The sequence below is a fragment of the Paraburkholderia sp. TE9906 genome, from assembly GCF_056279605.1.
This window is the reverse complement of record NZ_JBWCCT010000013.1, coordinates 119547-145407: the sequence shown is the minus strand read 5'-3', so window position 1 is coordinate 145407 and position 25861 is coordinate 119547. Positions and strand designations below refer to the sequence as shown.

Sequence of the window (25861 nt, the reverse complement as noted above, 5' to 3'; positions counted from 1 at the left end):
TGCAGACATTTGCACGAGGCCGGGCCCCGGTGAGCGGGAGCACTGGACGATCGGATCCTGCGAAACGAAAGTGCTTGAAGGTTTCAACACGAACGCGGTCGCGGAGCGCGCAGGCGTCAGCATTGGCTCGCTGTATCAGTACTTCCCTGGCAAGGACGCGTTGACGATCGCGCTGATGCAGCGTGAAAACGAGCGCTTCCATCACGACGCGCTGGCGGCCTTCGATCACGCGAGCGGACTGGTCGCGCTCGGTCACCTGATGCCATCCGGTTGAATGGCCGCACAAATTTACATCGGCTTTGAACTGGCGTCGCTTGATGAGGTTCGCGCGCTGCACGCACAAATGCTCGCCGCGGGTGTCGTGGCGAGAACCGACGTGTTCAGGCATGAGCGCGGCTCGCGATTTTTCTGCGAAGTGCCGGCGGGGTGCTCGTTGAGATCAACACCCGCGCGGATGCCGATGAGACGTATCGCGGCACGTTCGAGCTGTGACGGCGTCGCGGCGGACCCGGAGTTGACCATGCGAAGGAATCTGGAAGATCGGCGCGGCGCTATCCCTTGTTGAACAGACTCAATAAACGGGACGTGGACTTCGCCGCCAGAACGAGCAGTGCGCCGGACAGACTGTAGTCGACGTTGCACATCAGGTTGGTCAAATAGAACGCGGACAACGCGATGAACGGGTGGTACATCGCAAGGCTGATCAGGCGTTTCATCGGCATCTCACGCTATGTCGTTTGCGCGGAACCTGTAGATCACGTGGCGTGAGATGGTCGGCACAAATGGGGTGGTGCAGCAGCAAAAGAATTCGCTGCGAAGGGACTGGCGCTGATCCGTCCCGTCCTGCGATGAACTTTGCCTTTTGCAAGGCGTTGCCGTCCTGCCTACGCGTCGATGTTTTCTGCCCGATCGTCCACGTATTGCCGGAGTTCGGCCCGCTCTTTGCCGGGCGTCCGGAATCGTTGTCCGATCGTCTTATGCAAGCGTGTGATTTATATAAGCAAGCAAGGGCATCGAGCGATCATCCGCGAGGCGTAGTGAAAACCCCGTAAGGGATTTGTCGGCGACGACGCCGGGTATAGTATTGACACCTCGACCAGGTTGAAAAAACGACTACCTGTCCTGGTCTCCTGTTCGGGGAGCCGCACTTCACGCGAGCTACATATGGATGCAGTTTCCGACGTGCTGCGCGTCGTTCGCCTGAGCGGCGCGGTGTACCTGAACGGCACCTTCACCGCGCCGTGGTGCGTGATAGGGCGCACCGATGCTGCGCTCTGCGCGGCCTTTCTGCCCCGCTCCGAGCGGGTCATCTCGTATCATCTGATCATAGAGGGAAGCTGCTGGGCGCAGTTGGCGGGCGCGCCTGCGTCGGCCCTTCATCTGAATGCCGGCGAACTGCTGGTCGTGCCGCAAGGCGAAGCGCATCTGCTGGGCAGCGCGCTGGACCTTCCGCCTACGCCGGCAGACACGCTGCTGGTCGGGCAAATGGAAGCCGCGCCCGGCGAAGTGATGACGTTGTCCCACGGCGGGGGTGGCGCGTCCACCCGCATCATTTGCGGCTTCCTTGCCTGCGACGATACGCTCTCTAACCCTTTGCTCTCGTCGCTGCCGCGGCTCTTCAAGATAGACATGCGCAACGACCCTCGTGGCGCGTGGCTGGAGTCGTCGCTCAAGTTTGCGGCCGCCGAGGTGGCGGATTCGCGGGCGGGCGGTACGATCGTCCTTGCGAGGCTGTCGGAGCTTCTGTTTGTCGAAGCCGTACGAAGCTGTATTGAAGCACTTCCTGCTGACCAGAAAGGATGGCTGGCCGGCGTGCGCGATCGTTTCGTGGGACGTGCGCTTTCGTTGCTTCACGCTCAGCCAGTCCGCCCCTGGACCGTCGATGAACTCGCGCGCAAGGTCGGGCTGTCGCGTTCCGCGTTGGCGCAACGCTTCACGGATCTGCTCGGACAACCGCCCATGCAATACCTCGCGCGGTGGCGCATGCAGATCGCAGCGCAGGAACTGCTGATCGGCAGCAAATCGCTCGCGGCCGTCGCGGAGCAGATTGGCTACGAATCGGAGGCGGCGTTCAGCCGGGCTTTCAAGCGCGAGTTTGGGATGCCGCCGGCAGGTTGGCGCAAACATCAAGGGAAGATGGACGGCGCTGCCCACTATGCAGGACAATGATCCTGAAGATCAGCTGTCCGAACTACATGGGCATGGTCATCCGTGCTTTTCTCCGCTTTGCGTAACTTTGTAAGCGTTGTCGCTTTGGCGCCGGCACTCGTGGCCGATTAACCCTCATCGCGTTGCCTTGCCGAAGGTTGGCGAAGATGTTCCGCGAAACGGGAGACGTTACCCATGCCGAGCCTTCAGGATGCTCCGTTCCTGCCAACGTGTTTGACGGATCCCGGGGAGCGCTCGACGGCCCAGGTCCTCCTCGACTTCAACGTCCAGGTGCGATAACCGTCAGCGCGACCTGAATTCTGAAAATACACTACGCCTGCATCCTGCCCCTGCTTGCTACACTACGAATAAACAAGCCGCCGATATGAACGCAGCGCGGCTCATTGAAGTGCCAACGACGCAACTTCGCAAAACACAGGACGAGTACTCACATGACGCTTTCGAAAAGAAAATTTGGCCGTACCGGTTGGAATGTTTCGGAAATCGGGTTTGGAGCATGGGCGATTGGCGGCTCGTGGGGCGGTGTCGCCGAAGACGACGCCAAGGCCGCGTTAAACGCCGCGCTCGATAGCGGTGTGACTTTCATCGACACGGCGGACGTCTACGGCGACGGCCGGTCGGAACGGATCATCCGGGACGTGTTGCGGCAGCGAGGCGGCGAGCGTCCCATAGTGGCCACCAAACTCGGTCGCCGGCTCGACCCGCACGTGACGAGTGGCTACACGAATAAGCGTGAGCTCGAAAGTTTCATCGACCGGAGCCTGTCGAACCTGGGCGTCGATACGCTCGACCTGGTGCAATTGCACTGTCCTCCAACGGAGGTCTATTACCGTCCCGAGGTGTTCGCTGCGATGGATGACTTCGTCGCGGCCGGCAAGATCCGCTTTTACGGTGTGTCGGTCGAAAAGGTCGAGGAAGCGTTGAAAGCGATCGAGTATCCCAACGTGGTTTCGGTGCAGATCATCTACAACATGTTCCGGCAACGCCCTGCCAACCTGTTCTTCAGGCAGGCGCAAAAGAAGAACATTGCAGTCATTGCGCGAGTGCCTCTGGCGAGCGGCATGCTGACAGGCAAGATGTCTGCGGATTCGGTTTTTCCGTCGGACGATCATCGTGCTTTCAATCGCCATGGCGAGGCGTTCGACGTCGGCGAAACGTTCTCCGGCGTGCCTTATGACATCGCGTTGAAAGCGGTCGACGAACTGCGCGGACTTGTACCGGTGAATGCCTCGATGGCGCAGCTGGCGCTTCGGTGGATTCTCATGGAAGAGGCCGTCTCGGTCATCATTCCGGGTAGTAAGAACGCGGCCCAGGCGGCGTCGAACGTTTCGGCTGCGAACCTTGCGCCGCTGTCCGGCGAGGCAATGCAACGCGTGCGCGAAGTCTATGAGCGCTATATAGCGCCTGAGGTTCACCAGCGCTGGTAGGACGGCTCGAACCTGTGGGCGGGCGCCGCGCAGTAAGAGGCGGCGGCGCTCTGACTTCTTGCCGACCTCTGTGTGACGATCGATCGCCGTTCACTCGCGTGTCAGGAGAGGCGTTCAGGCGCGTGCATGAGACGAATGAGGGGGCTGGCCTACCGATCGCCGGAAAGGGCGTGGCGAGTCTGGCCGGCAAGATTCGAGATGCGAGCCGATACATGTGGGCTCGCGGCCGCCGACACAGATGCGCGTCGCGGCTTCGTACGCGGGGCCTCGATTGCCACGTGCAGCCTGGCCAGCCTGGCTGCACTCGTCACTGTCTTCACTGCTGCTTCGTCAGATCCTGCCCAATTGCAGCGACAACTGCCTGCTCGCAATCCTTGAGGCCTGCGACCGACTGATCGAACTGGTCGATCAAGGTGCCGAAACTGCCATAGCGATATTTAGCGTCCGCTTCGACATGAACAGAATTGGCCTTGATATCCCAGCCGCAGGCGAATGTCTTGAAGTACATGTCTTGCCTGGACTTTGAGTCGAGCAGGCGAGCGCGGACGACGACCAACGGAATGAAATCGCTCGATTCCGGCGGAGATACGTAACCAAACGAAGTGATCCACACGCTCAGGATGGCGTCGGTGTTGGTCGTGACACCGGAAAAGTCGTCGGACTTACCGTCGCTTGAGAGCTTGACATGCTGGTCGTGCAACGCAACGATTTCATAGCCGTTACTGGACAGTCGCGTTGTCAGGCCATCGTTGACGACGGGAGCGAAGGCGATCTTTTCGCTCGCCACGTGCTGCGTGTACGTACTCGTATGATTGGAGTTGATCCCAGCTTGCACCAACCCGCCAATCAATCCAAATGCTCCGGCAGCACCACCGAGGTTGACTACGCTCTCTCCATGCGGTTCGGTGACATCCAGCACGCCGATCGAATGGAGCTTTTCACGATTGCTGCTGGCGAGATCTGTTTTCGGAAGCGAAGTACAGCCTGTAATCAGCGTTGTTGCAACGATAATGCCCGCGAGTGCGGAAGTTGAAAGTGTTTTGTTATTCATGGTCTTTTATTTGTGGCTAGAGAGTGGGGCCGCCATTGGCCGGTGTCTTTGGATGGAGGTCACCTTCATGGAAAATTCAGACACGGCCAAACTATTTATCGGCGCTGTTCGCGTGAACTTTAAGCTTTTAACTGAACTGCATTACTCTCGATAAAAGACCATGCGCTATTGCGCGATGGCGGAAAGCTGATTGTTTCTTGTAAGATCAATTATGCGTTTTGCATTGGACGTGCGCGCGACACGATCGACGCGTCTGGTCACCGGATGCAGTGCGGCCAGCAACGGTTTATCGGCATGGAAGGTCAGATCGCCGACAATCCTTGCTCCTGCTTTTTTGAGCCCCCTTAGCTGGGCAGACAGTATCGTAGCGGGCTTCGGACTGTGATCGTCTTAGGTCATGGCGGTCGCGACTGGACACGGCGACATCAACTTGAGGACGAACTCGATGTCGCGGCCAAGGCAGCGAACTCCGGGTGACTGGGCGGGGACGAGGTTGCGTCAGACGGTGCCGACGCCCCAATCAATATGACTGGACGAGATACCGACGGGATGGGCGTCCACGGAGTAGCGTAGTGGTTCAGCGCAAGGCTCTCAATCTGGTCAGAAGCGCCAGTCGAACGCCGCCGGATGCAGGTCCGCTCATCAGCCGTCAAGCATTCGCTTGGCATCGCCTCGTGCTGCTTTGGCTGCTGCCTGGAGTCGTACGAGAGCTTCTCGTACGTCGCCCAGTTGCTCATGGACGCCTATCGTTTGGGCGGCTTGCATCATGTCGATGCAAGCACCGATCGCGCGTCCACAAGCATTTTCGACTACTGCTGCAGCCAGATGACGATATTCAGCGGATTCTCGAGCGTTGGTTTCATTCATTGGAACCTCCGTGTGACTCGTATCCATTAGGGCAACGCATCTTTTTTTCGGGTAGGTGAAATTATCCGTGAAAATCGTTAGCCCTGCCGTTGCGGATCCGCATTTACGTCCCGCTATATGGATTTTGTCGAGCACTGCCGCGCACTCGCCGCATCAATTACTAACGCAGTGCTTCTGCAAACGGGACCATTAGCAGTTTTACATTGTCCCTGGTATCGCGCAGTCATGTCGCGGTAGCCGCCAGCTTCACGATCTCGCGATATTCGGCGGTGTGTGCCGGCTGTGGAGCCGCCACGCACGGACGAAGCACGCGCTGCGATACACATCGTTTCGATGCGGACAGGAACGCGCGGCATAGTGCTTGCTGGACTTCTGATCAAGCAGGCGGTCCACCGTCTGCGCCTATTTTCCATTTAGATCAAGGAGGGACGGATCATGAGCAAGACAGCCAAGGCATTACTCGCGGCCGTCGCGGCACTCGCCCTGTCGGGCGGTGCCTATGCACAGACGGCCGGAGGCCCGAGCGGCGGCGGTTCGTCAGGCAGCACGGCTGGCCCGGCGAATCAGGTGAACCCGACGAACGGCGCAATGAGCGGCTACGGCGCGCCAGGCGCCACTAACTCGGACAGTGGCATGGCCGCCAAGTCGCCGAATTCGGGCCTGCCGAATAGCACGAACAGCAACTCGACGTCCAGCGCTCCCAAGAGCAACAACACGCTGGCGACCCCGAGCGTCGTGTCGCCGGCCGCTGGCAAGTAATAGCGGTTAAACATGGCAGCCAGCCGCGAATAAACGTATGCGCAAAGCGTGCAAGCGCATCGATCGCATAGGGAGCCGGAGTCATTGCGCTCGGCTCTCTCCAGTTTCGCGGCCGGCAGGCGCTAGTTAATACAATCGGCCTACACCGTCGCAGCTGTCGAGCGCGCGGGACACTAATACCTTCGCGAGGCGCATCGTTACGGATGCGCAAGTGCCGACGAGGGTATGGGCAACTCAAGCGCTGGGAAGACATTGCGTTGTGACGGACTATTCTCACGAACTGCCAGTAAGCGGTAGCTGTCCACGATACCTGGCGGCGTGCAAGGCGGACGTTGGTCGTTCAGCGAGATGAGCGACGTCCGCATCCGCGCGGTTCGCCGTGGGCCGGGCGCGGTTGCTCGCGGCAGGCCAGGTATCTTGGCCTAATTCACCTGGCTGGATTTCCCGGCTCGTCTATTCTCAGGAAAAGTGCCGGACAAACACCAGGAAGCCCCAGCTGTTGATTAACAAATGGCCGCCACCAACAAAAATCCGGTTTTATAACTGATACCGGAATATCCTGGATTGGTTCACCCGGAAAATCAGAGAAAGATGGGTCCAGCTGACCAGCCGATAACCCCTCTGCTCAAGATAGTTGTAGACTGTTGATTCTATGACTTCTCTCATCGAGACTGACGATGATTCGATGATAATGATTTTGGGTTTGTATTTGTATAGATCAAGCGATTTCAATACATGATAATCGTGACCTTCAGCGTCGATCGACAACAAATCAATCTCATCGTCCGAGTAACGACTATGTTCCAGGACATCGTCCAACGTCGTGGTCTCGACACTACGAACCGACGTGGGAGTGGTAGTTTCGGCAGCAGCTACATCTGCATCCAGAGTGGAAGTGAGGCCATAATTCGAAAAATTGTAGACTTGCTTGACTGCCTTCTCGCTGGAAATCGCCGCGCACACATTGATATCGGACGCCCGCGCAAGCTTGAATGCTTCGATTTTCACCGGATCCATATCGATGTTGACACCCCGCCATCCGCGCTTATATAGCGCGTATGTGTTCGAAAATTTTATTGGGTGATAGGCGCCTACATCCACATAAACGCCCTTCACACATGTCGGACTAATTATCTCGCGCAGTACGGCGTCTTCGCCAAACTGTGAATAATACAAGCGCGCCCCTCTCGTCAGCCAGGTTTTACGCACCAGCCAGAGAAAGTGGCCGAAGCTCTTCAATGAATTCATAATAACTCTCACCCTGAGTATCTTCGCGATTTCGATAGACTAGTCAATATGAATCGACTTGCAAGGACATTCCTTATCGTATTTGTCGAGGGGACATGCACCGTCGCGCGATTGCGCCGTTGTTTATAGATCGTCAACAATCCGCAATTTGTCGGTGCTGCCTGGTGTGCATGCCCACAATCGTGTGCACCGGCCGTCAAAGGGCGGCCCCGGCGCCTGCAGCCACCCGTAGACGCCCCCACAGCCCTCGATCCGGATGTCGTTCGCCAGTCTCGTAGATGTGCATCTTCCCGTTGAGCGCTGTGTCAACCGCCGGCAAATTCAGCCAACGCCGCAAAGACAGCGCGATGCCAACGATCAGCCACAGAACTTGACGGGCGAAACGAAGCCTTCATCTGAGAGTGGTATCAGTGAGCCGCAAGCACCTGCTCTCAATGCGACGAGACGAACTTTGACTCCGGAAAGGCTGGAGGCAGCGCGAAGCTTTCGCGAAGACGTTTCGTCTCTGCGGCCGGCGTTCGGCCAAAAAGCCGCTTGAATTCCCGATTGAATTGCGAGGAGCTGGCATAGCCGACAGCATGACATGCCGCCTCAGCCGTCATGCCTTGGCGCACCATGAGCAAGCGAGCCTGATGCAGTCGGGTGGACTTCACGTACTGCATCGGCGATGTACTCGTGATGGCCTTGAAGTGGCTGTGGAACGTAGGAACGCTCATTCCGGCCTGGTTGGCCAAACCAGGGAGGTCGAGCGGCTCTGCATAGGTCGCATGGATACGCTCCAGCGCTTTGCCGATCTTGCCGAATTGCCCTTGCATCGCTAAAGCCGCGCGCATGGCGTTGCCTTGTGCGCCGGTGAGAACACGGAAATACAGTTCACGCACCAGCCCCGGTCCAAGGATTGCGGCTTCAAGTGGCTGGTTCATGGCTTCCAGGAAGCGCAGCACAGACGCTCGCATCGACGCATCCATTGGACTCGACATCATGGGTTGCGGCACGTCGCCCGCCCCTGGCAAACCATGATGATCGATCTGAATCATGAGATCGGCCGCCACCTGAAAGTCCAGATGCAGGTACAGGGCCAGAAGGGGATACTCGGGCGTCGCGTCGGTCTCCATCGTGAACGGGACCGGCACCGCGACGGCGAGATAGTGCTGCTCGTCGTACACATAGACCCGGTCGCCCAAAAATCCGCGCTTCCTACCCTGGCAGACGATCACGATGCCGGGATCGTATAGCACTGGCGTGCGCGACAACGCGCGGTCCGATCGCAGAATACGCACATCGCGCAACGCAGTCAGGTTGTAGCCTTCCTGCGGGGCCAGCGCGGTCAGCAGCGTCACCATCCGGCGTTGTTCACGTGCGCTGGCCGAGGCAACAGATTGGCCAATGCTCTCCTTGCGGGCCGCTTTGCTCATAGAAATAGGCAATAAATGCAGAGAATCCGGTCTGATTTTCGAAGAATTATCAGAATAACATGCAACCCTCCAAACCAGTCCAAGGGGTGTTCGCCATGTCATCAACCACCAGAACCATGCTCATTACGGGTGTCAGTAGCGGCTTCGGACGCGCACTGGCCGAAGAAGCGCTCGCCGCCGGGTATCGGGTCGTCGGCACGGTACGCAGCGAGCAGGCAAAGCAGAGCTTCGAGGCGCTTAACGCCACAAGCGCATTCGGCCGGGTACTTGACGTAACCGACTTCGATTCAATCGGCGATGTCGTCAACGAAATCGAGGCAAACGTGGGGCCACTAGACGTGCTGGTGAACAACGCCGGTTACGGCCACGAAGGCGTCATGGAGGAGTCATCGCTTGCCGACATGCGTCGGCAGTTCGACGTCAACGTATTTGGCGCTGTTGCCGTCATGAAGAGTGTGTTGCCGTCTATGCGCGAGCGACGACGCGGTCACATTCTCAACATCACATCGATGGGCGGCTTTATCACCATGCCGGGCATCGCCTATTACTGCGGCAGTAAATTCGCATTGGAGGGGATTTCCGAGGTCCTCGGTAAGGAGGTCAAACCGTTCGGCATCCGCGTGACCGCCGTGGCACCTGGGTCTTTCCGTACTGAATGGGCGGGTCGATCGATGGTGCGAACGCCGCGCTCGATTCCGGACTACGATTCCCTGTTCGATCCGATCAGAAAGGGACGCGAGGAGAAAAGCGGCAGGCAACTCGGAGACCCGGTGAAAGCTGCACGTGCCATGTTGTCCGTTATCGAAAGCGACGAGCCGCCATCGCATCTTCTGCTGGGAAGTGATGCACTCGGCTTGGTCCGGGAAAAGCTCTCGTCGCTCGGTGCAGAATTTGACGTGTGGGAAGGCATCACCAGATCGACCGACGGATGAGTTGCGCGTGACGCCTGTATCTGGAAGCGGTGTGAGCGGCGCAAGTTGGACGACACTCGCGAATGTGTCACTCATTCTCTCGGCCTCTTTCGCTACTACACACCGCTCTGCCAACGACTGCCCATTTGCATCACCCAATCCACCCCCTTTCCTGCGAGAAATATGGCGATCAGGGTCGCCAACATACTCGCCCATCCGAGGAAAGCCCCGGAAGTCACGATCACCAACGTATTCAAGAGAAGTGAAAATTGGCCGATGCTGAAGCGTGGGTACTCGCGAGACAGCACCACGCAGACGATATCCATCCCGCCGGTCGATCCACGGCACATCAGAATGACGGCAATTGCCGCGCCGTTCAGCAGGCCCCCGAGCAGCGCGCCGAGCACTAGCCCATGAATGCCCGGTACGCCGCTAAAGAGCTTGAGAAAGAACGACATTGCCACTGTCCCAGCCAGACTGAGCAGAAGGAAACGTAACCCGACTACACGGAATCCGAGCAGAAACAGCGGGATATTGACGGCGAAATAGACGACATCGAACGGCAGCGCGAACTGACGGGAGGCCAACGCCAGAAGTCCCCCGAGGCCGGGAGGCAAAATCTGGTTCGGCTGGAGCAGCACGTAATAGTTCAAGGCGATAACGGCGCACCCGAGCGTAATCAGAACGATCTCCAGCCCCGTGCGCCACCATTGCGCGTGCTCCAGGATCGGCTTGTTCATAGGCCACGCACGCCGGGGTGTAAACGCTTGATGTTCTCTTTTATCGGCTGTGGCAACGCATCGACGAACCGGCGAATCGGGGTCGTCTTGAGGAGCAGTGCAAAGAGAGCGTACCCGCGCCGTGTCCCCGTCATCAATCCTGGCCTTCCACCAACACGAAATAGCGTTGCTCGGCATTGAGGATAAATTCGAGCATCGTTGTCCTGACGCGTTTCGCGTCACGTTCGAGGAAGCCGTTCAGCAAGTCATGCATGCCATCAAGCGCGATTTTCTGGGTGGATGAGTCAGTCAACGTCAGCGATCTGACTTGCTGTGCGTGATCGGTGAAGCGTCTGATGGTCTCCTGCAGCCGTCTGTTCTGCACGGCTCCGAGCCACACATCGCGAAACTCCACATTGGCGGCAATCAAGGCGACGCCGTCCTGTTTTTCATATGCTCGACGGGCGTTCTGGTAGCCACGCTTTAGCGCGGCATCATGCTTATCCGTCAGCGCAGCGGTCGCGCCGGCCGCCGCGCTCGGTTCAAGTAGCCGGCGGACTTCGAAAATCTCATGGATGTCGGCGTTCGTCAGCATGGGCATGACGAAGCCGCGCGTGGTCCCGACCAGGTATCCCTCGTTGACCAGTCGCAGGAGTGCCTGACGAACAGGCATGCGCGTGCAGTCGAATTCGTTGGCTATCTCATAGTCGAGAATGCGTTCGTTCGCCGCAATGTCTCCGCGCTGTAGCCGAGCGCGAACCTCCTGGTAAATCGTCTCGGTCAGCGTGGTCTGTTTGAGCTCAGTCCGACTGGGCGTCTTCGCAACTTTTGCGACCTGCGTTGTCATGATAAGCGGTTCCCAAATCTGAATTCGGAATTCTCTAATTCGCCCATCTTCGCTGTCTTGTATGGCGATTGTCAAGGTGCTCGTCCAAGGTGCCGTCCGCTCCTTGAGCATCAGTGAAAACCCGCTCCCGCAAATCATCCACCCCTGATAGATAAGGGTTACGCCGTTCCTCGCCCCAAATCTGGCGCCCGCAATTAGTTGACATCTAAATTTTTCCACCTTAACGTCTCGACAACCTAAAAACTGAATTCAGTTTGCAAAAACAGACCGGGGAAACGGCTCGGTGGACCAAACTGGTAACCAAGGATTCGACCGATGTTCTTTCGCTCGCTGAAGCCGGGCCTCGCCAGTGAACGACACCTCGCGCTGATATGGCTCGCGCTTGGAAGCGCACCAATGGCGGAGTTTGCCGCTCATGCGAAGCCGGACGCACTCGTGCTCGATCTTCAGCATGGCTTGTGGGAGCGCGGCGCGCTCGAATCGGCGATTGGCGCCGTCGGTGCGCAGGTGCCGGTGATTGCCCGCTGCGCCGAAAATTTGCACAGCGCCATCGCCCAGGCGCTCGATGCCGGCGCCGCTTCAGTGCTGGTGCCGCTCATTGAAACGGCGGCCGACGCACGAAGGGCCGTGTCGGCAGGACGCTACCCGCCGGCGGGGCTGCGTTCAGCCGGCGGTGTGCGCCCCTTGCTGGCCGGGCTCGAAGCGATGCTGGCCGCCGATCGCGAAGTGGCAATCGGCCTGATGATCGAGACGGTCGAGGGAGTCGAGAACGTCGAAGCCATCGCCGCGGTGCCGGGCGTCGACTATTTGTTCATCGGAACCGGCGATCTTTGTCTGTCGCGCGGCACCAGCGATAGCGAGGTAATCGGCCGCGATTGCGAGCGGGTTCTACGTGCCGCCACGGCGCGCGGATTGCCGTGCGGCATCTTCACCGGCGACGCAAGCGCCGCGCGTCGCGCGTTGGAGAGCGGATACCGGATGGCCGTGTGCGCCAATGACATTGAATTGGTCAAGCAAGGATTCCTGACGGCTGGAGAAGAGGTTCGCCGCTCATGCGAGACGCCTGCCTCTCCTATCGATCAGAACACGCTGAGGACGCCATGAGTATCACGAGACAAGCGATCGCAACGATGCCGGATTCGCCCATCATCGACGTCTGGCGCCTGGGCGCTGGCCGCAGTGACGTCATCGGTCTGTGGGCGGGAGAAAGTGATTTGCCGACGCCGCAGGCGTTTTGCGACGCGGCCAATCGTGCGCTGGCAGCCGGACACACCTTTTATTCGGCCAATCGCGGCATCCCTCAATTGCGGGAGGCGATCCGCGCCTACTACGACAGGCTGTGCGGAATCCGCGTGGCAGACGAGCGCATCGCCGCCACTTGCGGTGGCATGAATGCGGTGATGCTCGTCGCGCAAGCCATCATCGAACCGGGCGACAACGTCGTGTGCGTGACGCCGTCGTGGCCCAACATTCTGCGCGCCGTCACGATCACCGGCGCCGAGGTTCGCAGCGTACCGCTCAGCTGCGGCGCTGACGGATGGCATCTCGATCTGCAGCGGCTCTTCGACGCCTGTGATGCACGCACGAAAGCCATCTACTACGCCTCGCCCGGCAACCCGACCGGCTGGATGATGGAAGCGGACCAGCAGAAGCCGCTGCTCGAATTCGCGCGTTCACGCGGCATCTCGATCCTTGCCGACGAGGTCTACCAGCGCATCGTCTATGACCGGCCCTATGCGCCTTCGCTGCTTGAAATCGCCACGCCGGACGATCCGGTGTTCGTGATCAACAGCTTTTCCAAGGCGTGGCTGATGACCGGCTGGCGTATGGGCTGGCTCGTGTATCCGCGCGCCATGCTCGACACCTTCGAGAAACTGATCCAGTTCAACACCAGTGGCGGGCAGGCGTTCCTGCAGGCAGGCGCGGCAGCGGCGCTCGACGAGGGCGAGCCGATCGTCGAATCGTTCGTGTCGCGCTGCCGTGGGGGCCAGCGAATCGTGCTCGATCGTCTGCGCACGCTGGAGGGGCTGCACGTGATGCCGGCGAGCGCGTCGTTCTATCTGATGTTCAGTATCGACGGCATTACCGACACGCTCGAATTCTGCAAGCGCGCCGTGCGCGAGGCCGGGGTGGGACTCGCGCCGGGCATCGCGTTCGGCGAGGAGTCGGCGCACCAGATCCGCCTGTGCTATGCGCGCAGCGACGCCAGCCTGATCGAAGCCATGGATCGACTCGAACCACTATTGCGCCGGCGGCCCTAGACCAGTCCGCCCAGCCAGGATTTTGCAGCACTCGTGATCGGCCGTCATCGCCGGGCCGGTTATCCATCCAACAAGAGAGACTCGTCAATCATGCAACGCAAACTCCACGCCGCAACGGTAATCCTGGGAATCGGTTTAACGGGGACCGCCTTCGCGCAAGGCGACGTCACGCTCTACGGTATTGTCGACCAGAGCGTGCGCTTCACGAACAATTCGAATGCCGCCAACGACAACCAGGTGCAGTTGACCAATGGCGCCATCACCAACAGCCGCTGGGGCCTGAAGGGAGACGAAGACCTCGGGGGTGGCCTGAAGGCGCTGTTCCGCCTCGAAAGCGGTTTCGATCCGCAGAACGGCAGTCTCAACCAGGGCGGGCGACTCTTCGGCCGCTACGCATACGTCGGGCTGTCCGGCAGACTCGGCACCTTCACGCTCGGCCGCCAGGGCGCGGAGGCATTCAATTTCTTCGGCGACTTCGATCCGTTGACCGTAGGCAACTATACGGCGAACTCGTGGCCGTTCTTCATGACGGTGGGCCGCATCGACAATGCCGCGACCTACGCCGGGCAGTTCGGCGGCCTGCATCTTGGCGCGACCTACGGCTTTGGTCAGCAGGCCGGCAGCCTGAGCAGGAACTCCTCCTGGAGCGTGCGCGCGTCTTACGACCTGGGTCCGGTGAGCTTCGGCGGTACGTACCAGGAAACGCGCGACCTCAGCAACAACATCCAGCGCATGTGGGGCGCGGCCGCGAAGTATTCCGCCGGCCTCGCCACGCTGTTCGTCGGCTACATGGGCGGCCAGGATGGCACGGGCTTTGTCGACGGCGCGCTCAACGATCCGAGCCGCACCGTCACCACCGGCTCGTTCGCCGACAACAAACGCCGCGACATGACGTTCTACACCGGCATCACCTATCAGGCGTTGCCGGCCTTGAGCCTGACGGGCGCCGCGTACTACGACGACATGCACAACATCAACGGCCTTGGCGGCAACACCGGCCAGCGCTACACCGGCGTGCTGCTGGCCGAGTACGCGCTGTCCAAGCGCACCCAGGTCTATGCGACGGTCGACTACAACCACGTCAGCGGCGGCGCGTTCACCGAGCTGCCTGGCAAGAATAACCAGACGGGCGCTGCCGTCGGCATTCGCCACCTGTTCTAAAGCGCGCTCGTCGAAACATTGAAAGGAACGACTCATGACCTATTCCGCCGAACCCGATCGCGAGGGGTGGCTGCTGTACCACTCGGTCGGCATGTTTCCCGGCCAGGAGGACGCCATGCGCAGCGCGCTCGACACTTTCGCGTCGAGCTGGTGCCGGCCCGATCTCCAGCGCTGGGACTACGGTCTCGCCGCTCGACGGCAGGTGCTCGATCAGTGGGCCACGCTGGTCAACGCTCCGTCGCATGCCGTCTTCGCGTCGGAGAACGTCACTGAAGCGTTCGCGCGCTTCGTCGGCGCGCTTGGCCGTCGGCGTCTGGCCGGCCGGCGCGTGCTGATTGCCGGGGATTGCTTCCCGAGCCTGCACTACATGCTGCGCGGGCTCGAGCCCGTGCTGGGCTTTACGCTCGACACGGTGCCGGTCGCACCCGGCGCAGCGTTCGTGACCGACGAGGCATTCATCGCCCGTTGGCAGGACGATGTGGCGCTGGCCGTCGTCACCTGGGTCACGTCGACCGCTTCGAAGCGGGCGGACGTCAAGCGGCTCGCCGCGCACGCTCGGGCCCAGGGCAGCCTGACCGCAGTCGACATCACCCAGGGCGCGGGCATCCTCGATTTCGACGTCACGCAGCCGGCCGTCGATTTTGTCGCGAGCACCACGCTCAAGTGGTTGTGCGGCGCGCCGGGCACCGGGCTCGCGTACCTCAATCCGGAGTTGCTCGACAGCGACATGGCACCGCTCGTGCAAGGCTGGTTCAGCCAACCCGACCCATTCAACTGGGACCTCGCGCGCTTCTCATTGGCCGCCGATGCGCGCCGCTTCGACAACGGCACGCCATCGTTTTTGCCGTTCGTCGCCTCGAGCCCGGGCCTCGCGTGGCGGCTCTCGATCGCGGCGGCCGGCATGCGCGAGCACAACCTTGCGCTGTCGCACCGGTTGATTGCGCTGGCCGATGCCAAGGGCTACCGGTTGCGCTCACCGCGCGACGATGCGCAGCGCGGCGGCAGCGTGATGGCGGATTTGCCGGCGCACGTCGATCCGCACGAACTCGAAGTTTCTCTGGCGAAGCACGGACTTCTGGTGGATACGCGCGGCTGCACCGTGCGCATGTCACCCGGCATGCTGACTTCCCATGCGGCGCTCGACACGCTGTCGACGCTGCTCCCCGCAGGCTGACCCACTGACGCAGCACAACCACTACACGGACACGGGAACGCGACATGGAAGAGACGAGTATTACTGCACGCGAAAAGGGCTTGCACAAGGCCCTGACGCAGCGCCAGATCACGATGATCGGCATCGGAGGTGCAATTGGCACGGGCCTCTTCATGGGCAGCGGCATTGCGATCGGCTACGCCGGCCCGGCGGTGCTGATCAGCTACGCGATCGCCGCGCTGATCGCCGTGATCATGGTGTTCAGCCTCGCTGAGATGGCCGTGGCGCATCCGACCGCGGGCTCGTTCGGCACGTACGCGGAGATGTACCTGAGCCGCGGGGTCGGCTTCGTCGTGCGCTACACGTACTGGATTATCGAGGTGGTGGCGGTCGGCGGCGAAGCCATCGCCGTCGGCGTCTACATGGGTTTCTGGTTCCCAGGCGTTCCGGTGTGGCTGTGGTCCATCGCGTTCGGCATCGCGCTCGTCTACGTCAACTGCCGGTCGGTGACGAACTTCGGCTCGTTCGAATACTGGTTCGCATTGATCAAGGTGGTGGCGATCCTCGGCTTCATCGTGGTCGGCGTCGCGAAAGTGTTCGGTCTCGGAACGGGGACGCCCGCAATCGGCCTGCACAATCTCACCGGCTTGCCGGGCGGCTTCATGCCGCATGGTTTCGGCGGCGTGTGGATGGGCGTGTTGATGGCGATTTTCTCGTTCTACGGCGTGGAAATCGTGGCCGTGACCTCGGGTGAGGCGAAAGATCCGGCACGCGCCATTCCGCATGCGCTGCGATCGATGGTGGGGCGCCTCACGCTTTTCTATATTCTCGCGCTCGGTCTCATGGTCGCCTATCTCCCCTGGACCGAAGCCGGTGCGAAGGTGGTGCAGCAAAGTCCGTTCGTGAAGCTTTTCGCGCACGCAGGTATCGCGCACGCGGCGGGGCTGATGAACTTCGTCGTGATCACGGCGGCGCTCTCGAGCATGAACACCAACATCTACCTGTCCTCGCGCACGTTGTTCTCGCTCGCGCGCGGCGGTTACGCGCCGCGCTGGATCGGCTCGCTGACCGCGAACGGCACGCCGCTCGTCGCTACGCTGATTTCCGGTGCCGGCGTGCTGGCGGCAGCGGCGGTGTCGTTTTTCAGCCCGCTCGCATACAACTACCTGTTCGGTATCGCGTTGTTCGGCGGCATCTTCGTGTGGATCGTGATTCTCGCCACTCACCTGCGATTTCGCCGCGCATGGCGAGGCCGCACGCTGCCGGTGCGCATGCCGCTGTTCCCGATCGCGCAAATCACCGGCATTGCCTTGCTGAGCGCGATTCTGGTGACCATGGGGCTGGACACCGAATTCTGGAACATCTCCTGGATCGTCGGCGTGCCGTGGCTGATCGCCATTTCCCTGGTGTACTTCTTCTATCGCAAGCGGCTCGCGCAATCGGTGGTCGCTAACGCCGCCAACGCCTGAATCGGATCACCCACAAGGAACGTCATGGCCGAGCGGTCATTTGTCGAAGAAGTGAAGAAGCTGCGCCTGGGTGCGGGCGAGGTTTTCAGCGGCGAGGGGATTCTCGCGGTGACCAAGGCGCTGCTGGAGTCGGGCGTAGCGTATGTGGCCGGCTATCAGGGCGCGCCCATTTCGCACCTGATGGACGTGCTCGCCGACGCCCAGGACATCCTCAGCGATCACGGCATCCGCTTCGAAAACAGCGCGAGCGAAGCCACCGCAGCCGCTTCGCTCGCGGCCTCGGTGAACTATCCGCTGCGCGGCGCGGTGACTTTCAAGGCCACCGTCGGCACCAACGTCGCTTCCGATGCGCTGGCGAATCTCGCTTCGGGCGGGGTGACGGGCGGCGCGCTGATCATCGTTGGCGAAGACTACGGCGAAGGCTCCTCGATCATGCAGGAACGCAGCCATGCCTTCGCGATGAAATCGCAGATCTGGCTGCTCGATCCGCGACCGAACCTGCCGTGCATCGTCCAGGCGGTGAAGGACGGCTTCGATCTTTCGGAAGCGAGCCACACGCCGGTGATGCTGCAACTGCGCATTCGCGCGTGTCACGTGCACGGGCAGTTCATCGCCTCGGATAACCGCCGCTCGGCGTTCTCGATCAAGGATGCGCTCGAAAACCCGAATCGCGACGTGAGCCGCATCGTGCTGCCGCCCGCGAGCTTCCTGCACGAGCAGGAGAAGATCAACGAGCGGTGGCCCGCGGCGGTGAAGTTTATCGAGGAACGTCAGCTCAACGAATTTTTCCAGGCGGACGGCGCCGAGATCGGCATCGCCGTGCAGGGCGGCAGTTACAACACCGTGCTGCGCGCGCTCGAACGCCTCGGTCTGGCTGACGTGTACGGCGAGTCGAAGGTGCCGCTATACGTGATGAACGTCGCGTATCCACTCGTCGATTCCGAGTGGCAACGGTTCTGCCAGGACAAGCGCGCCGTGCTCGTCATCGAGGAAGGTCAGCCGAACTTCGTCGAGCAGAACGCCAGCGCGATCCTGCGCCAGACCGATTGCGCGACCATGCTGCACGGCAAGGACATGTTGTCGCTCGCCGGCGAATACAGCACGGCGACGGTCATGAAGGGTCTGCGCGCGTTCTTCGAGCGCTATGGCATGCTCGCGCCGGAGCCGGTCGCGCCGGCCGCGCGCAAGGTGATTCCGGTCGTGTCGGCGCCCGCTGCCGCCGCAGCGTCTGCGCCGGAACCGGTCGCGCTGCTCGATGAAAACGTCCATGCGCGGCCGCCCGGCTTTTGCACCGGTTGCCCCGAGCGGCCGATCTTCACCGCGATGAAACTGGTCGAGCGCGAACTGGGCACGCACCACGTGAGCGCGGATATCGGCTGCCATCTGTTTTCGATTCTGCCGCCGTTCAATCTCGGCAGCACGACGATGGGCTACGGCCTCGGCAGCGCGAGCGCCGCGGCACTGAACGCACCGGCGGACAAGCGGGCGATCTCGGTCATGGGCGACGGCGGGTTCTGGCACAACGGCCTGACCAGCGGGATCGCAAACGCCGTCTTCAACAAAAGCGACAACCTCACTGTCATCGTCGACAACAGTTATACGTCGGCGACCGGAGGACAGGACATCCTCTCCTCCACGGCGCTCAATCCGACCCGCAGCACCGGGCACGAGATCGAGCGGGCCGTGCGCGGCGTCGGGGTCGACTGGGTGCGCACCGTTCGCCGCACCTACGACCTGAAGGCGATGATGGCCACGCTCAAGGAAGCGCTCACCACCCAGACCAAAGGCCCGAAGGTGCTGATCGCGCAAAGCGAGTGCATGTTGAACAAGCAACGCCGCGAGAAGCCGAAGGTGCGCAAGGCGATCGCGGCCGGCGAGCGCGTGGTGCGCGAACGCTTTGGTGTCGATTCGGATACCTGTACCGGCGATCACTCGTGCATCCGTCTGTCCGGTTGCCCGTCGCTGTCGGTCAAGCAGAACCCAGACCCGTTGCGCACCGATCCGGTTGCCACCGTGCTCGATAGCTGCGTGGGCTGCGGACTGTGCGGGGAAGTGTCCCATGCCGCCGTGCTGTGCCCGTCGTTTTACCGTGCGCAGATCGTCAGCAACCCGACCCGCGTCGACCGTCTGCGGCAGCGCGTGCGCGACGGGTTGATCGGCTGGTTGCAGCGGCGAGAGGCTGCGCGCCGCGCGCGCTACGCGTTCTGATCAACGAGAGTTCCACTATGAAAGCCCAACCGATCAAAATCGCCATTCTCGCCATGGGCGGAGAGGGCGGTGGCGTACTCGCCGACTGGATCGTCGATCTCGGCGAACACAACGGCTACTACGCGCAGACCACCTCGGTGCCGGGTGTGGCGCAACGCACCGGCGCAACCATCTATTACGTCGAGCTGTTTCCATGTGAACTCGCGGACCGTGCCGGCCGCGCGCCAGTGCTCGCGCTGATGCCGCTGCCCGGCGACGTCGACGTGGTGCTCGCGTCCGAACTGATGGAAGCCGGGCGTGCGGTGCAGCGCGGTCTCGTGACGCCCGATCGCACCACGCTCGTGGCCTCGACGCACCGCGTCTATTCGATTGCCGAGAAGACCGCGATGGGCGACGGGCGAGTGGATAGCGACGCATTGATCGCGCATGCGGGCAAGGCCGCGAAGCGTTTCGTGCGCTTCGACATGGCCCGGGCGGCCGAAGCCTGCGGCAGCGTGATCAGCGCCGTGCTGTTCGGCGCGCTGGCCGGCACGGGCGTGTTGGCGTTCAGCCGCGAGCAGTTCGAGGCGACGATCGAGCGTGGCGGCGTGGGCGTAAAGCCGAGCCTGCATGCGTTCGGCGTGGCCTACCTGAAGGCGAACGAAGCCGGACAACCTGTTGACGACAACACAGAATTTGCGACTGGCGGCATGGACGTGAAGCCACGCGACTCGAAGGTGGCGGGTCTCGTCGAACGCGTTCGCACTCAATTCCCCGCCGAGGTTCAGCCAATGGTGACCGAGGGTGTACGCCGGTTGATCGACTACCAGGACCCTGACTACGCAGGACTTTATCTCGATCGCCTGGCCGACGTAGGCCGCGGGCTCAGGCAGCAGGACATCACGCTCGTGCGTGAGACCGCGCGCCACCTGGCGCTATGGATGTCGTACGAGGACACCATTCGTGTGGCCGATCTCAAGACGCGTGGTTCACGCTTCGAGCGGGTACGCGGCGAAGTGCGCGCACAAGTGGACCAACTCCTCGCGATCAACGAGTTCATGCATCCGCGGATCGAGGAAATCTGCGAGACGTTGCCTGCGTCGCTCGGCAGATGGCTGATGCGTCCGCACTGGGTGCATCGCCTCGTGCGCCGCTTCACGCAGGCGGGCCGAATCGTGACCACCAGCTCGCTGCGCGGCTACCTGCTGCTCTACGCGGTGTCGCGCATGCGCGGCTGGCGCCGTGCCACGCTGCGCTACCAGATGGAAAATGCGCGCATCGAACACTGGCTGAGCCAGGTGCTTGAAGCGGCGCAACGCAATACGGCGCTTGCCGTCGAGGTCGTCCAATGCCAGCGGCTCGTCAAGGGCTACAGCGACACGCACGCGCGCGGATTGGCCAACTACGAGAAGGTGATGACCGCCGTGGCCCGCGCGGGTGCGCTGCTGGCGCCCGCCACTCTGCGTGAGCTGCGCGAAGCGGCACTCGCCGACGAGCACGGCAAGAAGCTGCAGGAAGCGCTCGGGCGACACGCGTTGGCCTGAGCGTCAGGCGCCGGGGACGGTCCGACGCGGTCGATTCCACCCCACGTGAAGAGAGAAGGCTAAGTAGTGCGATATTTTTTTATCAGAGGGTTGGGACAGCACGACAACGATGAGTGCCTGGACGATTCGCGCAGCCCACGACGATGGTTCACCTATCACGGATATAACTGACACATTCCCTATGACAACAGTTCTCGATCAACTCGTCCGGGAAATCTCGGTCGGAAGCGTTCGCGTCGTCGATCTGACGCAGACACTTTCCCCCGATTTCCCCGCCCTGGAATTGCCGCCTGAATTCGGCCAGGTGTGGGCGTTCAAGATGGAGCAGATTAGCCGGTATGACGAAAGGGGCCCGGGGTGGTACTGGAACAACTTCTCGTGCGGCGAGCATACCGGGACACACTTTGACGCGCCGGTTCATTGGGTGAGCGGCAAGGATCACGCGCGCAATGCGGTCGACACGATTGAAGTGAATCACTTCATTGCGCCGGCGGTCGTGATCGACGCCAGCAAAGAGGTCGCGGCTAATCCCGACTGGTTGCTGACGAAGGAATTCCTCGAGCGTTGGGAGTCGCAGCACGGCAAGATACCTGCGTCTGCGTGGGTGTTGTTCCGCACCGACTGGTCGAGGCGGACAGACCCGGCGGAATTCGTCAACCTGAGGGAGGACGGCGCACACACGCCGGGGCCGACCCAGGAAGCCGTGGAGTGGCTGATCCACGAGCGGCACGTCCATGGCTTTGGCGTAGAAACGATTAACACCGACGCGGGCCAATCCTATGCCTGGCCAGTTCCGTATCCGTGCCATACGCTGATGCACGGCGCCAACCGTTACGGATTGCAGTGCCTGAAAAATCTGGATGAATTGCCCGCAACTGGAGCCGTGATTCTTTCCGCGCCGCTAAAAATTCAATCTGGCTCCGGCAGTCCGCTTCGAGTACTCGCCCTTGTTCCCGGTCGATGAGCGCACTCGACTGTTTGGCGCCGTGCCGCCATCGGAGAAGCGGCGGCACGGCGGCCCCTTCGAATCCCGTTAGTGCTGACCCAACGCCCGCGCGCGCTGATCGGCGACGATTCGACTCGCCTGTTGAGCATTGGCCGGATAGTGCTCAAAGTTGGTTGGAGGCTTGAATCCCGCAGCACGCCAGGCGACAAGGTCGGCTTTGACGTCAGCGCGTGTGAGAGGCGCAGGCGGACTGGATGCCATAGGAGGAGACGTCTGTGCCATCGCGGGAGCGATGCTTGCTGCGCCGAACAGAATGTTCAGCACGGCCACAGTGAAATTCTTCATGACGAATCCTCCTAAGAGGTTGTGCGGTTCCTCAATGATCGTAGACGTTATTTTGCCGTTCTTCCACCCGGGTGACTTTCTTACGATGTACCGGCTTGCAGGGCGGCGGTGATTACGGATATACAAACCACGCCGCCGCCTGCAAAAATAGGAGGGTAGCCGGCGCGCAACGATCCGCGCCCGGCGCCGTCGCGATCCGAATCAAAAGTAGGAGTACGTCCATGGGCAGGCTTGCCAAATCCCCTGTAGGCACACGGAGAGCGCGGCGGTGGCTGGCGGCTGCGATGCTGGCGGTGTTCTCCTGCCTGTGCCAGAACGCCTTCGCGCAAGCAGACGACCGCGCGGCGAGCCTGCGCGAGAAATACGAGAGCCTGACGCAGCAGCTCGCGCACAATCAGTTCCAACGACCGCTCTACCTCGAATCGCAGGAGTTGCCTTCGGCACTCCAGGGCGAGATTTACGGTGTGCTCAACCATCCGTTCTCGACGCTCAACACAACGCTCAACGACCCGGCTCAGGGCCCGGCCAACTGGTGCGACGTGCTGATCCTGCATCTGAACACCAAGTACTGCCATGCAGCGACGAGCGCCAGTGGCACGGTCCTCTCGGTGAACATCGGCAAGAAAACGCCGGAGTCGCTTTCCTCGTCCTACCGCGTGCAATTCAACTATCGCGCGACGGCGAGCAGTCCCGATTATGTTCGCGTGGAGCTCAGCGCCGCTACGGGTCCGCTGAGCACCAAAGACTACCGTATCGTGCTGGAGGCGATACCCGTGGGCGATAGCCGAACCTTTATCCACCTGACCTACGCCTACGGTTACGGTGCGGCGGGACGGTTTGCGATGAAAACCTATCTGGCGACGATCGGCAGCGACAAGGTCGGCTTTTCTTCCGCGCCCGATTCGTCGACGGGCGAGAAGCGTTACATCGGCGGCGTGCGCGGTCTGGTGGAGCGCAATACCATGCGCTATTACCTCGCCATCGATGCCTATCTGGGTGCGCTTTCCAGCCCGCCCAACGCCCGCCTCGACAAGCGTCTCGCCGACTGGTTCGATGCTACCGAGCAGTATCCGCGGCAATTGCACGAAGTCAGCCGCGCTGACTACATGCAAATGAAGCACGAGGAGTATCAACGTCAGCAGACCGCCCAGTAGGCCGCGCTGCACGCGCGCCGCTTCGTGTTCCGGCAAGTGTATTCATGGCGAGAGTCGAGCGGACAGCGGGAGGGAATCATGACTGGTAGCCAGCTCACAATCTACGCAACCGACCAGCGGCAACGGATCAGGCACATGTCGATCGTCGAATGGATTTTCGATGAGGCCAGGGGCGCTGGCATCCAGGGCGCGACGGTCGTCGAAGTCGCCGAAAGCGTCGATGTGAAGGGCAAGTATCACGCGGCTCGCTTTTTCGAGCTGGCCGAACAGTCGGTCGCCGTGACGATCATTGCCGTCGATGCGGACATCGACGCACTGCTCGCAAAGCTCGACGGCGGCAGCGTGCGTCTCTTTTACACGCGCGCGCCGGTCGAGTACGGCACGCTCGGAGCGGACGGAGCGAGCTGATGGACTTCAGCGTGACTCCCGCCGGAGACAACATCCCGCTCGAAGCCGGCGCGATCCAGCCGGTGAAATGCGACGCGCACACGCGACACGGCACCCCGCGAGTGGCGCAATGCAACATGCAACGTCGCCAGGTCGATGCACTAGAATGAGTGATGGACTCCGTTGGCCTGAACCGACCAGTCCTGCTCGGCCGTAGCGGTCATGTGGCGGTTCCGGGCCGAGTGGTGGAGGAAGATATGAACGGTTACCAACTGACGTTCTATACAGAACAGAACCGCCATCACGGCCACCGTACGGTGTGCGAATGGCTTCTTCACGAAGCGAAGCAGCTAGGCATTCACGGCGCGACCGTCATCAATTGCGCGGAAGGCACGGGCCATGCGGGTGCGCATCATGCCGCTCATATGCTCAAGCTCGCAGACCAACCCCTGCAGGTCATCCTCGCCGTTACCGAAGATGAAGCGCAGCGCATGCTCGACACCGTCAAGAGCGAACGAGTGCACGTGTTCTATACGCGCTCGCCCATCGAGTTCGGGGTGCTGGGTGAAAAAGAGCAGCGTGGTGAGCAGAAGCACCTTTCGCTGTTCGGGTGCAAGCTGCGTTAAGCGGCCCATGTCGCCCCGGTTTGACACAGGCTCAAGCCTGGATCGCAATGAAATCCCCGACCTTCCTCGACCAGCTGTCGTTGACCACGGCAGACAAGTCACAATGGCGGAATTCTAACGACAGAAAAAGTATGCATCGGCAACAAGGCGCGATTGCGAGCGGGCCACCGCGCAAGGCTTCGCAATTCGCGCAACACCTGCAGTGATGAAGCGTCTCTGCTGCTTCTATCCGCTACGCATCAATGAACTCATGCGGAAGCGGTCGTCAAGCGCGGGCGTTTCGGTGTCATCGTGCGAAAAAGCTGTCGCGGCTTCGCTAAGCGGATAAAACAAAGGCTGCAAAAGCGCGTCATGTGCCATATATAAAGGCATGTTTCATGTGCGCCGGAGAACGCGCTCGCTTCTTGCAATCTGCGCTCAGTAACATATGCTCCTGTCAGAAGCGTTTTCAGGTTCTTTTTTCCGGAGCCGCCATGCAAAGGACCCACCGCCAGGCTCGATGTGGTCCTGCACAAAAGGCAGCGCCACCGCAGCGCGCCCGACGCTTCTCCGTTCACCTCGGGTAGAGGTTGCATGGACAGGAGAGGTCTGCATGAGCAACGACCGCGCATCGGACGCGTCGTACCGCGCCGCGCTATCCAGCGATGAGCTCCGATGCATCGACGCGTGGTGGCGCGCCTGCAATTACCTCTCGGTCGGCATGATTTATCTCAGGGACAATCCGCTTTTGCGCGAGCGTTTGCCCGAACTGCGACTGCGCTTCGTGAACGTGGTCGATCTGTTCAGGATGCAGCCGGTGACCGAGCATCCGCACGGCTCTACCGAGCGCGAGTTCGACAGCCTGTTTACGGTCGACAAGCCCGTGATTTTCAATTTCCACGGCTACCCGTGGCTGATTCACAAGCTCGCGTACCGCTTTCGCAATCACGAGAATCTGCACGTTCGCGGCTACACGGAGAAAGGCAACATCAATACGCCGCTCGAACTCGCGATCCTCAACAAGGTGGACCGTTTCAACCTCGTGCTCGACGTGCTCGACCGCGTGCCGCGCTTGCAGGGCAGAACCGCGCATCTGCGAGACGACATGAGGAATTCGATTATCCTCAACATGAATTACGCCCATGAGCACGGCACCGATAGCCCCGAGATCTCCGAATGGGTGTGGCCGTATTGAGCGGTTCGCAGTCTGCGCCGTGCATCTCTCGCGCGCATGGC

At 61.0% G+C, this 25861-nt stretch carries 25 protein-coding genes and 1 pseudogene; 18 read left to right on the top strand and 8 right to left on the bottom strand.

The annotated features are described in order from the left end of the window. Positions 1-61: 61 nt before the first annotated feature. Positions 62-262: pseudogene (locus ACZ9H4_RS28710) on the top strand (TetR/AcrR family transcriptional regulator); the annotation flags it as partial. 289 nt (positions 263-551) lie between these two features. Here ACZ9H4_RS28710 and ACZ9H4_RS28705 read toward each other — a convergent pair. After that, positions 552-716 carry a hypothetical protein gene (locus ACZ9H4_RS28705; RefSeq protein ID WP_408324801.1) on the bottom strand — a complete coding sequence of 55 codons (165 nt, stop codon included), beginning with the start codon at positions 714-716 and terminating at the stop codon, positions 552-554. Between the two features lie 448 nt (positions 717-1164). Between ACZ9H4_RS28705 and ACZ9H4_RS28700 the strand changes: the two genes are divergently transcribed. Beyond that, positions 1165-2169 carry an AraC family transcriptional regulator gene (locus ACZ9H4_RS28700; RefSeq protein WP_408324838.1) on the top strand — a complete coding sequence of 335 codons (1005 nt, stop codon included), beginning with the start codon at positions 1165-1167 and terminating at the stop codon, positions 2167-2169. A gap of 431 nt (positions 2170-2600) precedes the next feature. Beyond that, a complete protein-coding gene (locus tag ACZ9H4_RS28695; RefSeq protein WP_408324837.1) occupies positions 2601-3596 on the top strand; it encodes an aldo/keto reductase in 996 nt (331 codons plus the stop codon). Positions 3597-3912: 316 nt separating this feature from the next. Here ACZ9H4_RS28695 and ACZ9H4_RS28690 read toward each other — a convergent pair whose 3' ends face one another. Then, the gene (locus tag ACZ9H4_RS28690) at positions 3913-4647 is read right to left on the bottom strand and encodes a hypothetical protein (protein ID WP_408157243.1); all 735 of its coding nucleotides are present in this window, start codon (positions 4645-4647) and stop codon (positions 3913-3915) included. A gap of 642 nt (positions 4648-5289) precedes the next feature. Next, complete coding sequence (locus ACZ9H4_RS28685; protein ID WP_408146100.1) at positions 5290-5514, bottom strand: hypothetical protein; 225 nt, start codon at positions 5512-5514, stop codon at positions 5290-5292. Positions 5515-5949: 435 nt separating this feature from the next. Here ACZ9H4_RS28685 and ACZ9H4_RS28680 point away from each other — a divergent pair, with 435 nt between their 5' ends. Further along, positions 5950-6273, top strand: a complete 324-nt coding sequence (locus ACZ9H4_RS28680; protein WP_408324799.1) for a hypothetical protein — start codon at positions 5950-5952, stop codon at positions 6271-6273. 537 nt (positions 6274-6810) lie between these two features. On the opposite strand, the gene ACZ9H4_RS28675 is transcribed toward ACZ9H4_RS28680, so the two are convergent. Then, positions 6811-7521, bottom strand: coding sequence for an FkbM family methyltransferase (locus ACZ9H4_RS28675; protein WP_408324798.1), 711 nt, complete (start codon positions 7519-7521; stop codon positions 6811-6813). A 431-nt stretch (positions 7522-7952) separates the two neighbouring features. Beyond that, positions 7953-8864, bottom strand: a complete 912-nt coding sequence (locus ACZ9H4_RS28670; RefSeq protein WP_408324835.1) for an AraC family transcriptional regulator — start codon at positions 8862-8864, stop codon at positions 7953-7955. 167 nt (positions 8865-9031) lie between these two features. Here ACZ9H4_RS28670 and ACZ9H4_RS28665 point away from each other — a divergent pair, with 167 nt between their 5' ends. After that, positions 9032-9868 (top strand): oxidoreductase, encoded by an 837-nt coding sequence (locus ACZ9H4_RS28665; protein WP_408146094.1) that lies wholly within the window; start codon positions 9032-9034, stop codon positions 9866-9868. A 95-nt stretch (positions 9869-9963) separates the two neighbouring features. Here ACZ9H4_RS28665 and ACZ9H4_RS28660 read toward each other — a convergent pair whose 3' ends face one another. After that, the gene (locus ACZ9H4_RS28660) at positions 9964-10587 is read right to left on the bottom strand and encodes a YitT family protein (protein ID WP_408324794.1); all 624 of its coding nucleotides are present in this window, start codon (positions 10585-10587) and stop codon (positions 9964-9966) included. 133 nt (positions 10588-10720) lie between these two features. Further along, on the bottom strand, positions 10721-11413 hold the full coding sequence (locus ACZ9H4_RS28655) for a GntR family transcriptional regulator (RefSeq protein ID WP_408146090.1): 693 nt from the start codon (positions 11411-11413) through the stop codon (positions 10721-10723). Between the two features lie 315 nt (positions 11414-11728). On the opposite strand from ACZ9H4_RS28655, the gene ACZ9H4_RS28650 reads away from it, so the two are divergent. From ACZ9H4_RS28650 to ACZ9H4_RS28615, 8 genes are all read left to right on the top strand, one after another. Next, entirely contained in the window at positions 11729-12517 is a 789-nt protein-coding gene (locus tag ACZ9H4_RS28650; protein ID WP_408324792.1) for an HpcH/HpaI aldolase family protein, read from the top strand. Beyond that, on the top strand, positions 12514-13674 hold the full coding sequence (locus tag ACZ9H4_RS28645) for a pyridoxal phosphate-dependent aminotransferase (RefSeq protein ID WP_408157235.1): 1161 nt from the start codon (positions 12514-12516) through the stop codon (positions 13672-13674). The genes ACZ9H4_RS28650 and ACZ9H4_RS28645 overlap by 4 nt, the downstream gene beginning before the upstream one ends. A 90-nt stretch (positions 13675-13764) precedes the next feature. Continuing rightward, the gene (locus tag ACZ9H4_RS28640) at positions 13765-14835 is read left to right on the top strand and encodes a porin (RefSeq protein WP_408324791.1); all 1071 of its coding nucleotides are present in this window, start codon (positions 13765-13767) and stop codon (positions 14833-14835) included. A gap of 34 nt (positions 14836-14869) precedes the next feature. Next, positions 14870-16009 carry an aminotransferase class V-fold PLP-dependent enzyme gene (locus ACZ9H4_RS28635; RefSeq protein WP_408324789.1) on the top strand — a complete coding sequence of 380 codons (1140 nt, stop codon included), beginning with the start codon at positions 14870-14872 and terminating at the stop codon, positions 16007-16009. A gap of 44 nt (positions 16010-16053) precedes the next feature. Beyond that, on the top strand, positions 16054-17457 hold the full coding sequence (locus ACZ9H4_RS28630; RefSeq protein ID WP_408146080.1) for an amino acid permease: 1404 nt from the start codon (positions 16054-16056) through the stop codon (positions 17455-17457). 24 nt (positions 17458-17481) lie between these two features. Further along, positions 17482-19665 (top strand): thiamine pyrophosphate-dependent enzyme, encoded by a 2184-nt coding sequence (locus tag ACZ9H4_RS28625; protein ID WP_408146078.1) that lies wholly within the window; start codon positions 17482-17484, stop codon positions 19663-19665. Positions 19666-19682: 17 nt separating this feature from the next. Then, positions 19683-21188 (top strand): indolepyruvate oxidoreductase subunit beta family protein, encoded by a 1506-nt coding sequence (locus ACZ9H4_RS28620; RefSeq protein ID WP_408146076.1) that lies wholly within the window; start codon positions 19683-19685, stop codon positions 21186-21188. A 181-nt stretch (positions 21189-21369) separates the two neighbouring features. Beyond that, positions 21370-22152 (top strand): cyclase family protein, encoded by a 783-nt coding sequence (locus ACZ9H4_RS28615; RefSeq protein WP_408146074.1) that lies wholly within the window; start codon positions 21370-21372, stop codon positions 22150-22152. A gap of 69 nt (positions 22153-22221) precedes the next feature. On the opposite strand, the gene ACZ9H4_RS28610 is transcribed toward ACZ9H4_RS28615, so the two are convergent. After that, positions 22222-22479, bottom strand: a complete 258-nt coding sequence (locus ACZ9H4_RS28610) for a DUF4148 domain-containing protein (protein ID WP_408146072.1) — start codon at positions 22477-22479, stop codon at positions 22222-22224. A gap of 221 nt (positions 22480-22700) precedes the next feature. Here ACZ9H4_RS28610 and ACZ9H4_RS28605 point away from each other — a divergent pair, with 221 nt between their 5' ends. The 5 genes from ACZ9H4_RS28605 (at position 22701) to ACZ9H4_RS28585 (ending at position 25820) form a co-directional block, all read left to right on the top strand. Further along, complete coding sequence (locus ACZ9H4_RS28605) at positions 22701-23633, top strand: hypothetical protein (RefSeq protein WP_408146070.1); 933 nt, start codon at positions 22701-22703, stop codon at positions 23631-23633. A 78-nt stretch (positions 23634-23711) separates the two neighbouring features. After that, positions 23712-24041 (top strand): DUF190 domain-containing protein, encoded by a 330-nt coding sequence (locus tag ACZ9H4_RS28600; protein ID WP_408146068.1) that lies wholly within the window; start codon positions 23712-23714, stop codon positions 24039-24041. Beyond that, positions 24041-24190 carry a hypothetical protein gene (locus ACZ9H4_RS28595; RefSeq protein WP_408146067.1) on the top strand — a complete coding sequence of 50 codons (150 nt, stop codon included), beginning with the start codon at positions 24041-24043 and terminating at the stop codon, positions 24188-24190. The genes ACZ9H4_RS28600 and ACZ9H4_RS28595 overlap by 1 nt, the downstream gene beginning before the upstream one ends. Before the next feature lie 3 nt (positions 24191-24193). Next, complete coding sequence (locus ACZ9H4_RS28590; RefSeq protein ID WP_408146065.1) at positions 24194-24646, top strand: DUF190 domain-containing protein; 453 nt, start codon at positions 24194-24196, stop codon at positions 24644-24646. 427 nt (positions 24647-25073) lie between these two features. Further along, the gene (locus tag ACZ9H4_RS28585; RefSeq protein ID WP_408146063.1) at positions 25074-25820 is read left to right on the top strand and encodes a phosphoketolase family protein; all 747 of its coding nucleotides are present in this window, start codon (positions 25074-25076) and stop codon (positions 25818-25820) included. Positions 25821-25861: the final 41 nt, after the last annotated feature.

Excerpts from the sequence above, each read along its gene's own strand:
- ACZ9H4_RS28685 (WP_408146100.1), bottom strand. The coding sequence starts at position 5,514 with ATGAATGAAACCAACGCTCGAGAATCCGCTGAATATCGTCATCTGGCT.
- ACZ9H4_RS28640 (WP_408324791.1), top strand. The coding sequence starts at position 13,765 with ATGCAACGCAAACTCCACGCCGCAACGGTAATCCTGGGAATCGGTTTA.
- ACZ9H4_RS28590 (WP_408146065.1), top strand. The coding sequence starts at position 24,194 with ATGGACTCCGTTGGCCTGAACCGACCAGTCCTGCTCGGCCGTAGCGGT.
- ACZ9H4_RS28645 (WP_408157235.1), top strand. The coding sequence starts at position 12,514 with ATGAGTATCACGAGACAAGCGATCGCAACGATGCCGGATTCGCCCATC.
- ACZ9H4_RS28595 (WP_408146067.1), top strand. The coding sequence starts at position 24,041 with ATGGACTTCAGCGTGACTCCCGCCGGAGACAACATCCCGCTCGAAGCC.
- ACZ9H4_RS28585 (WP_408146063.1), top strand. The coding sequence starts at position 25,074 with ATGCTCCTGTCAGAAGCGTTTTCAGGTTCTTTTTTCCGGAGCCGCCAT.
- ACZ9H4_RS28690 (WP_408157243.1), bottom strand. The coding sequence starts at position 4,647 with ATGAATAACAAAACACTTTCAACTTCCGCACTCGCGGGCATTATCGTT.
- ACZ9H4_RS28705 (WP_408324801.1), bottom strand. The coding sequence starts at position 716 with ATGAAACGCCTGATCAGCCTTGCGATGTACCACCCGTTCATCGCGTTG.
- ACZ9H4_RS28655 (WP_408146090.1), bottom strand. The coding sequence starts at position 11,413 with ATGACAACGCAGGTCGCAAAAGTTGCGAAGACGCCCAGTCGGACTGAG.
- ACZ9H4_RS28615 (WP_408146074.1), top strand. The coding sequence starts at position 21,370 with ATGACAACAGTTCTCGATCAACTCGTCCGGGAAATCTCGGTCGGAAGC.
- ACZ9H4_RS28675 (WP_408324798.1), bottom strand. The coding sequence starts at position 7,521 with ATGAATTCATTGAAGAGCTTCGGCCACTTTCTCTGGCTGGTGCGTAAA.
- ACZ9H4_RS28680 (WP_408324799.1), top strand. The coding sequence starts at position 5,950 with ATGAGCAAGACAGCCAAGGCATTACTCGCGGCCGTCGCGGCACTCGCC.
- ACZ9H4_RS28625 (WP_408146078.1), top strand. The coding sequence starts at position 17,482 with ATGGCCGAGCGGTCATTTGTCGAAGAAGTGAAGAAGCTGCGCCTGGGT.
- ACZ9H4_RS28670 (WP_408324835.1), bottom strand. The coding sequence starts at position 8,864 with ATGGTGACGCTGCTGACCGCGCTGGCCCCGCAGGAAGGCTACAACCTG.
- ACZ9H4_RS28620 (WP_408146076.1), top strand. The coding sequence starts at position 19,683 with ATGAAAGCCCAACCGATCAAAATCGCCATTCTCGCCATGGGCGGAGAG.
- ACZ9H4_RS28650 (WP_408324792.1), top strand. The coding sequence starts at position 11,729 with ATGTTCTTTCGCTCGCTGAAGCCGGGCCTCGCCAGTGAACGACACCTC.
- ACZ9H4_RS28600 (WP_408146068.1), top strand. The coding sequence starts at position 23,712 with ATGACTGGTAGCCAGCTCACAATCTACGCAACCGACCAGCGGCAACGG.
- ACZ9H4_RS28635 (WP_408324789.1), top strand. The coding sequence starts at position 14,870 with ATGACCTATTCCGCCGAACCCGATCGCGAGGGGTGGCTGCTGTACCAC.
- ACZ9H4_RS28660 (WP_408324794.1), bottom strand. The coding sequence starts at position 10,587 with ATGAACAAGCCGATCCTGGAGCACGCGCAATGGTGGCGCACGGGGCTG.
- ACZ9H4_RS28630 (WP_408146080.1), top strand. The coding sequence starts at position 16,054 with ATGGAAGAGACGAGTATTACTGCACGCGAAAAGGGCTTGCACAAGGCC.
- ACZ9H4_RS28665 (WP_408146094.1), top strand. The coding sequence starts at position 9,032 with ATGTCATCAACCACCAGAACCATGCTCATTACGGGTGTCAGTAGCGGC.
- ACZ9H4_RS28610 (WP_408146072.1), bottom strand. The coding sequence starts at position 22,479 with ATGAAGAATTTCACTGTGGCCGTGCTGAACATTCTGTTCGGCGCAGCA.
- ACZ9H4_RS28700 (WP_408324838.1), top strand. The coding sequence starts at position 1,165 with ATGGATGCAGTTTCCGACGTGCTGCGCGTCGTTCGCCTGAGCGGCGCG.
- ACZ9H4_RS28695 (WP_408324837.1), top strand. The coding sequence starts at position 2,601 with ATGACGCTTTCGAAAAGAAAATTTGGCCGTACCGGTTGGAATGTTTCG.
- ACZ9H4_RS28605 (WP_408146070.1), top strand. The coding sequence starts at position 22,701 with ATGGGCAGGCTTGCCAAATCCCCTGTAGGCACACGGAGAGCGCGGCGG.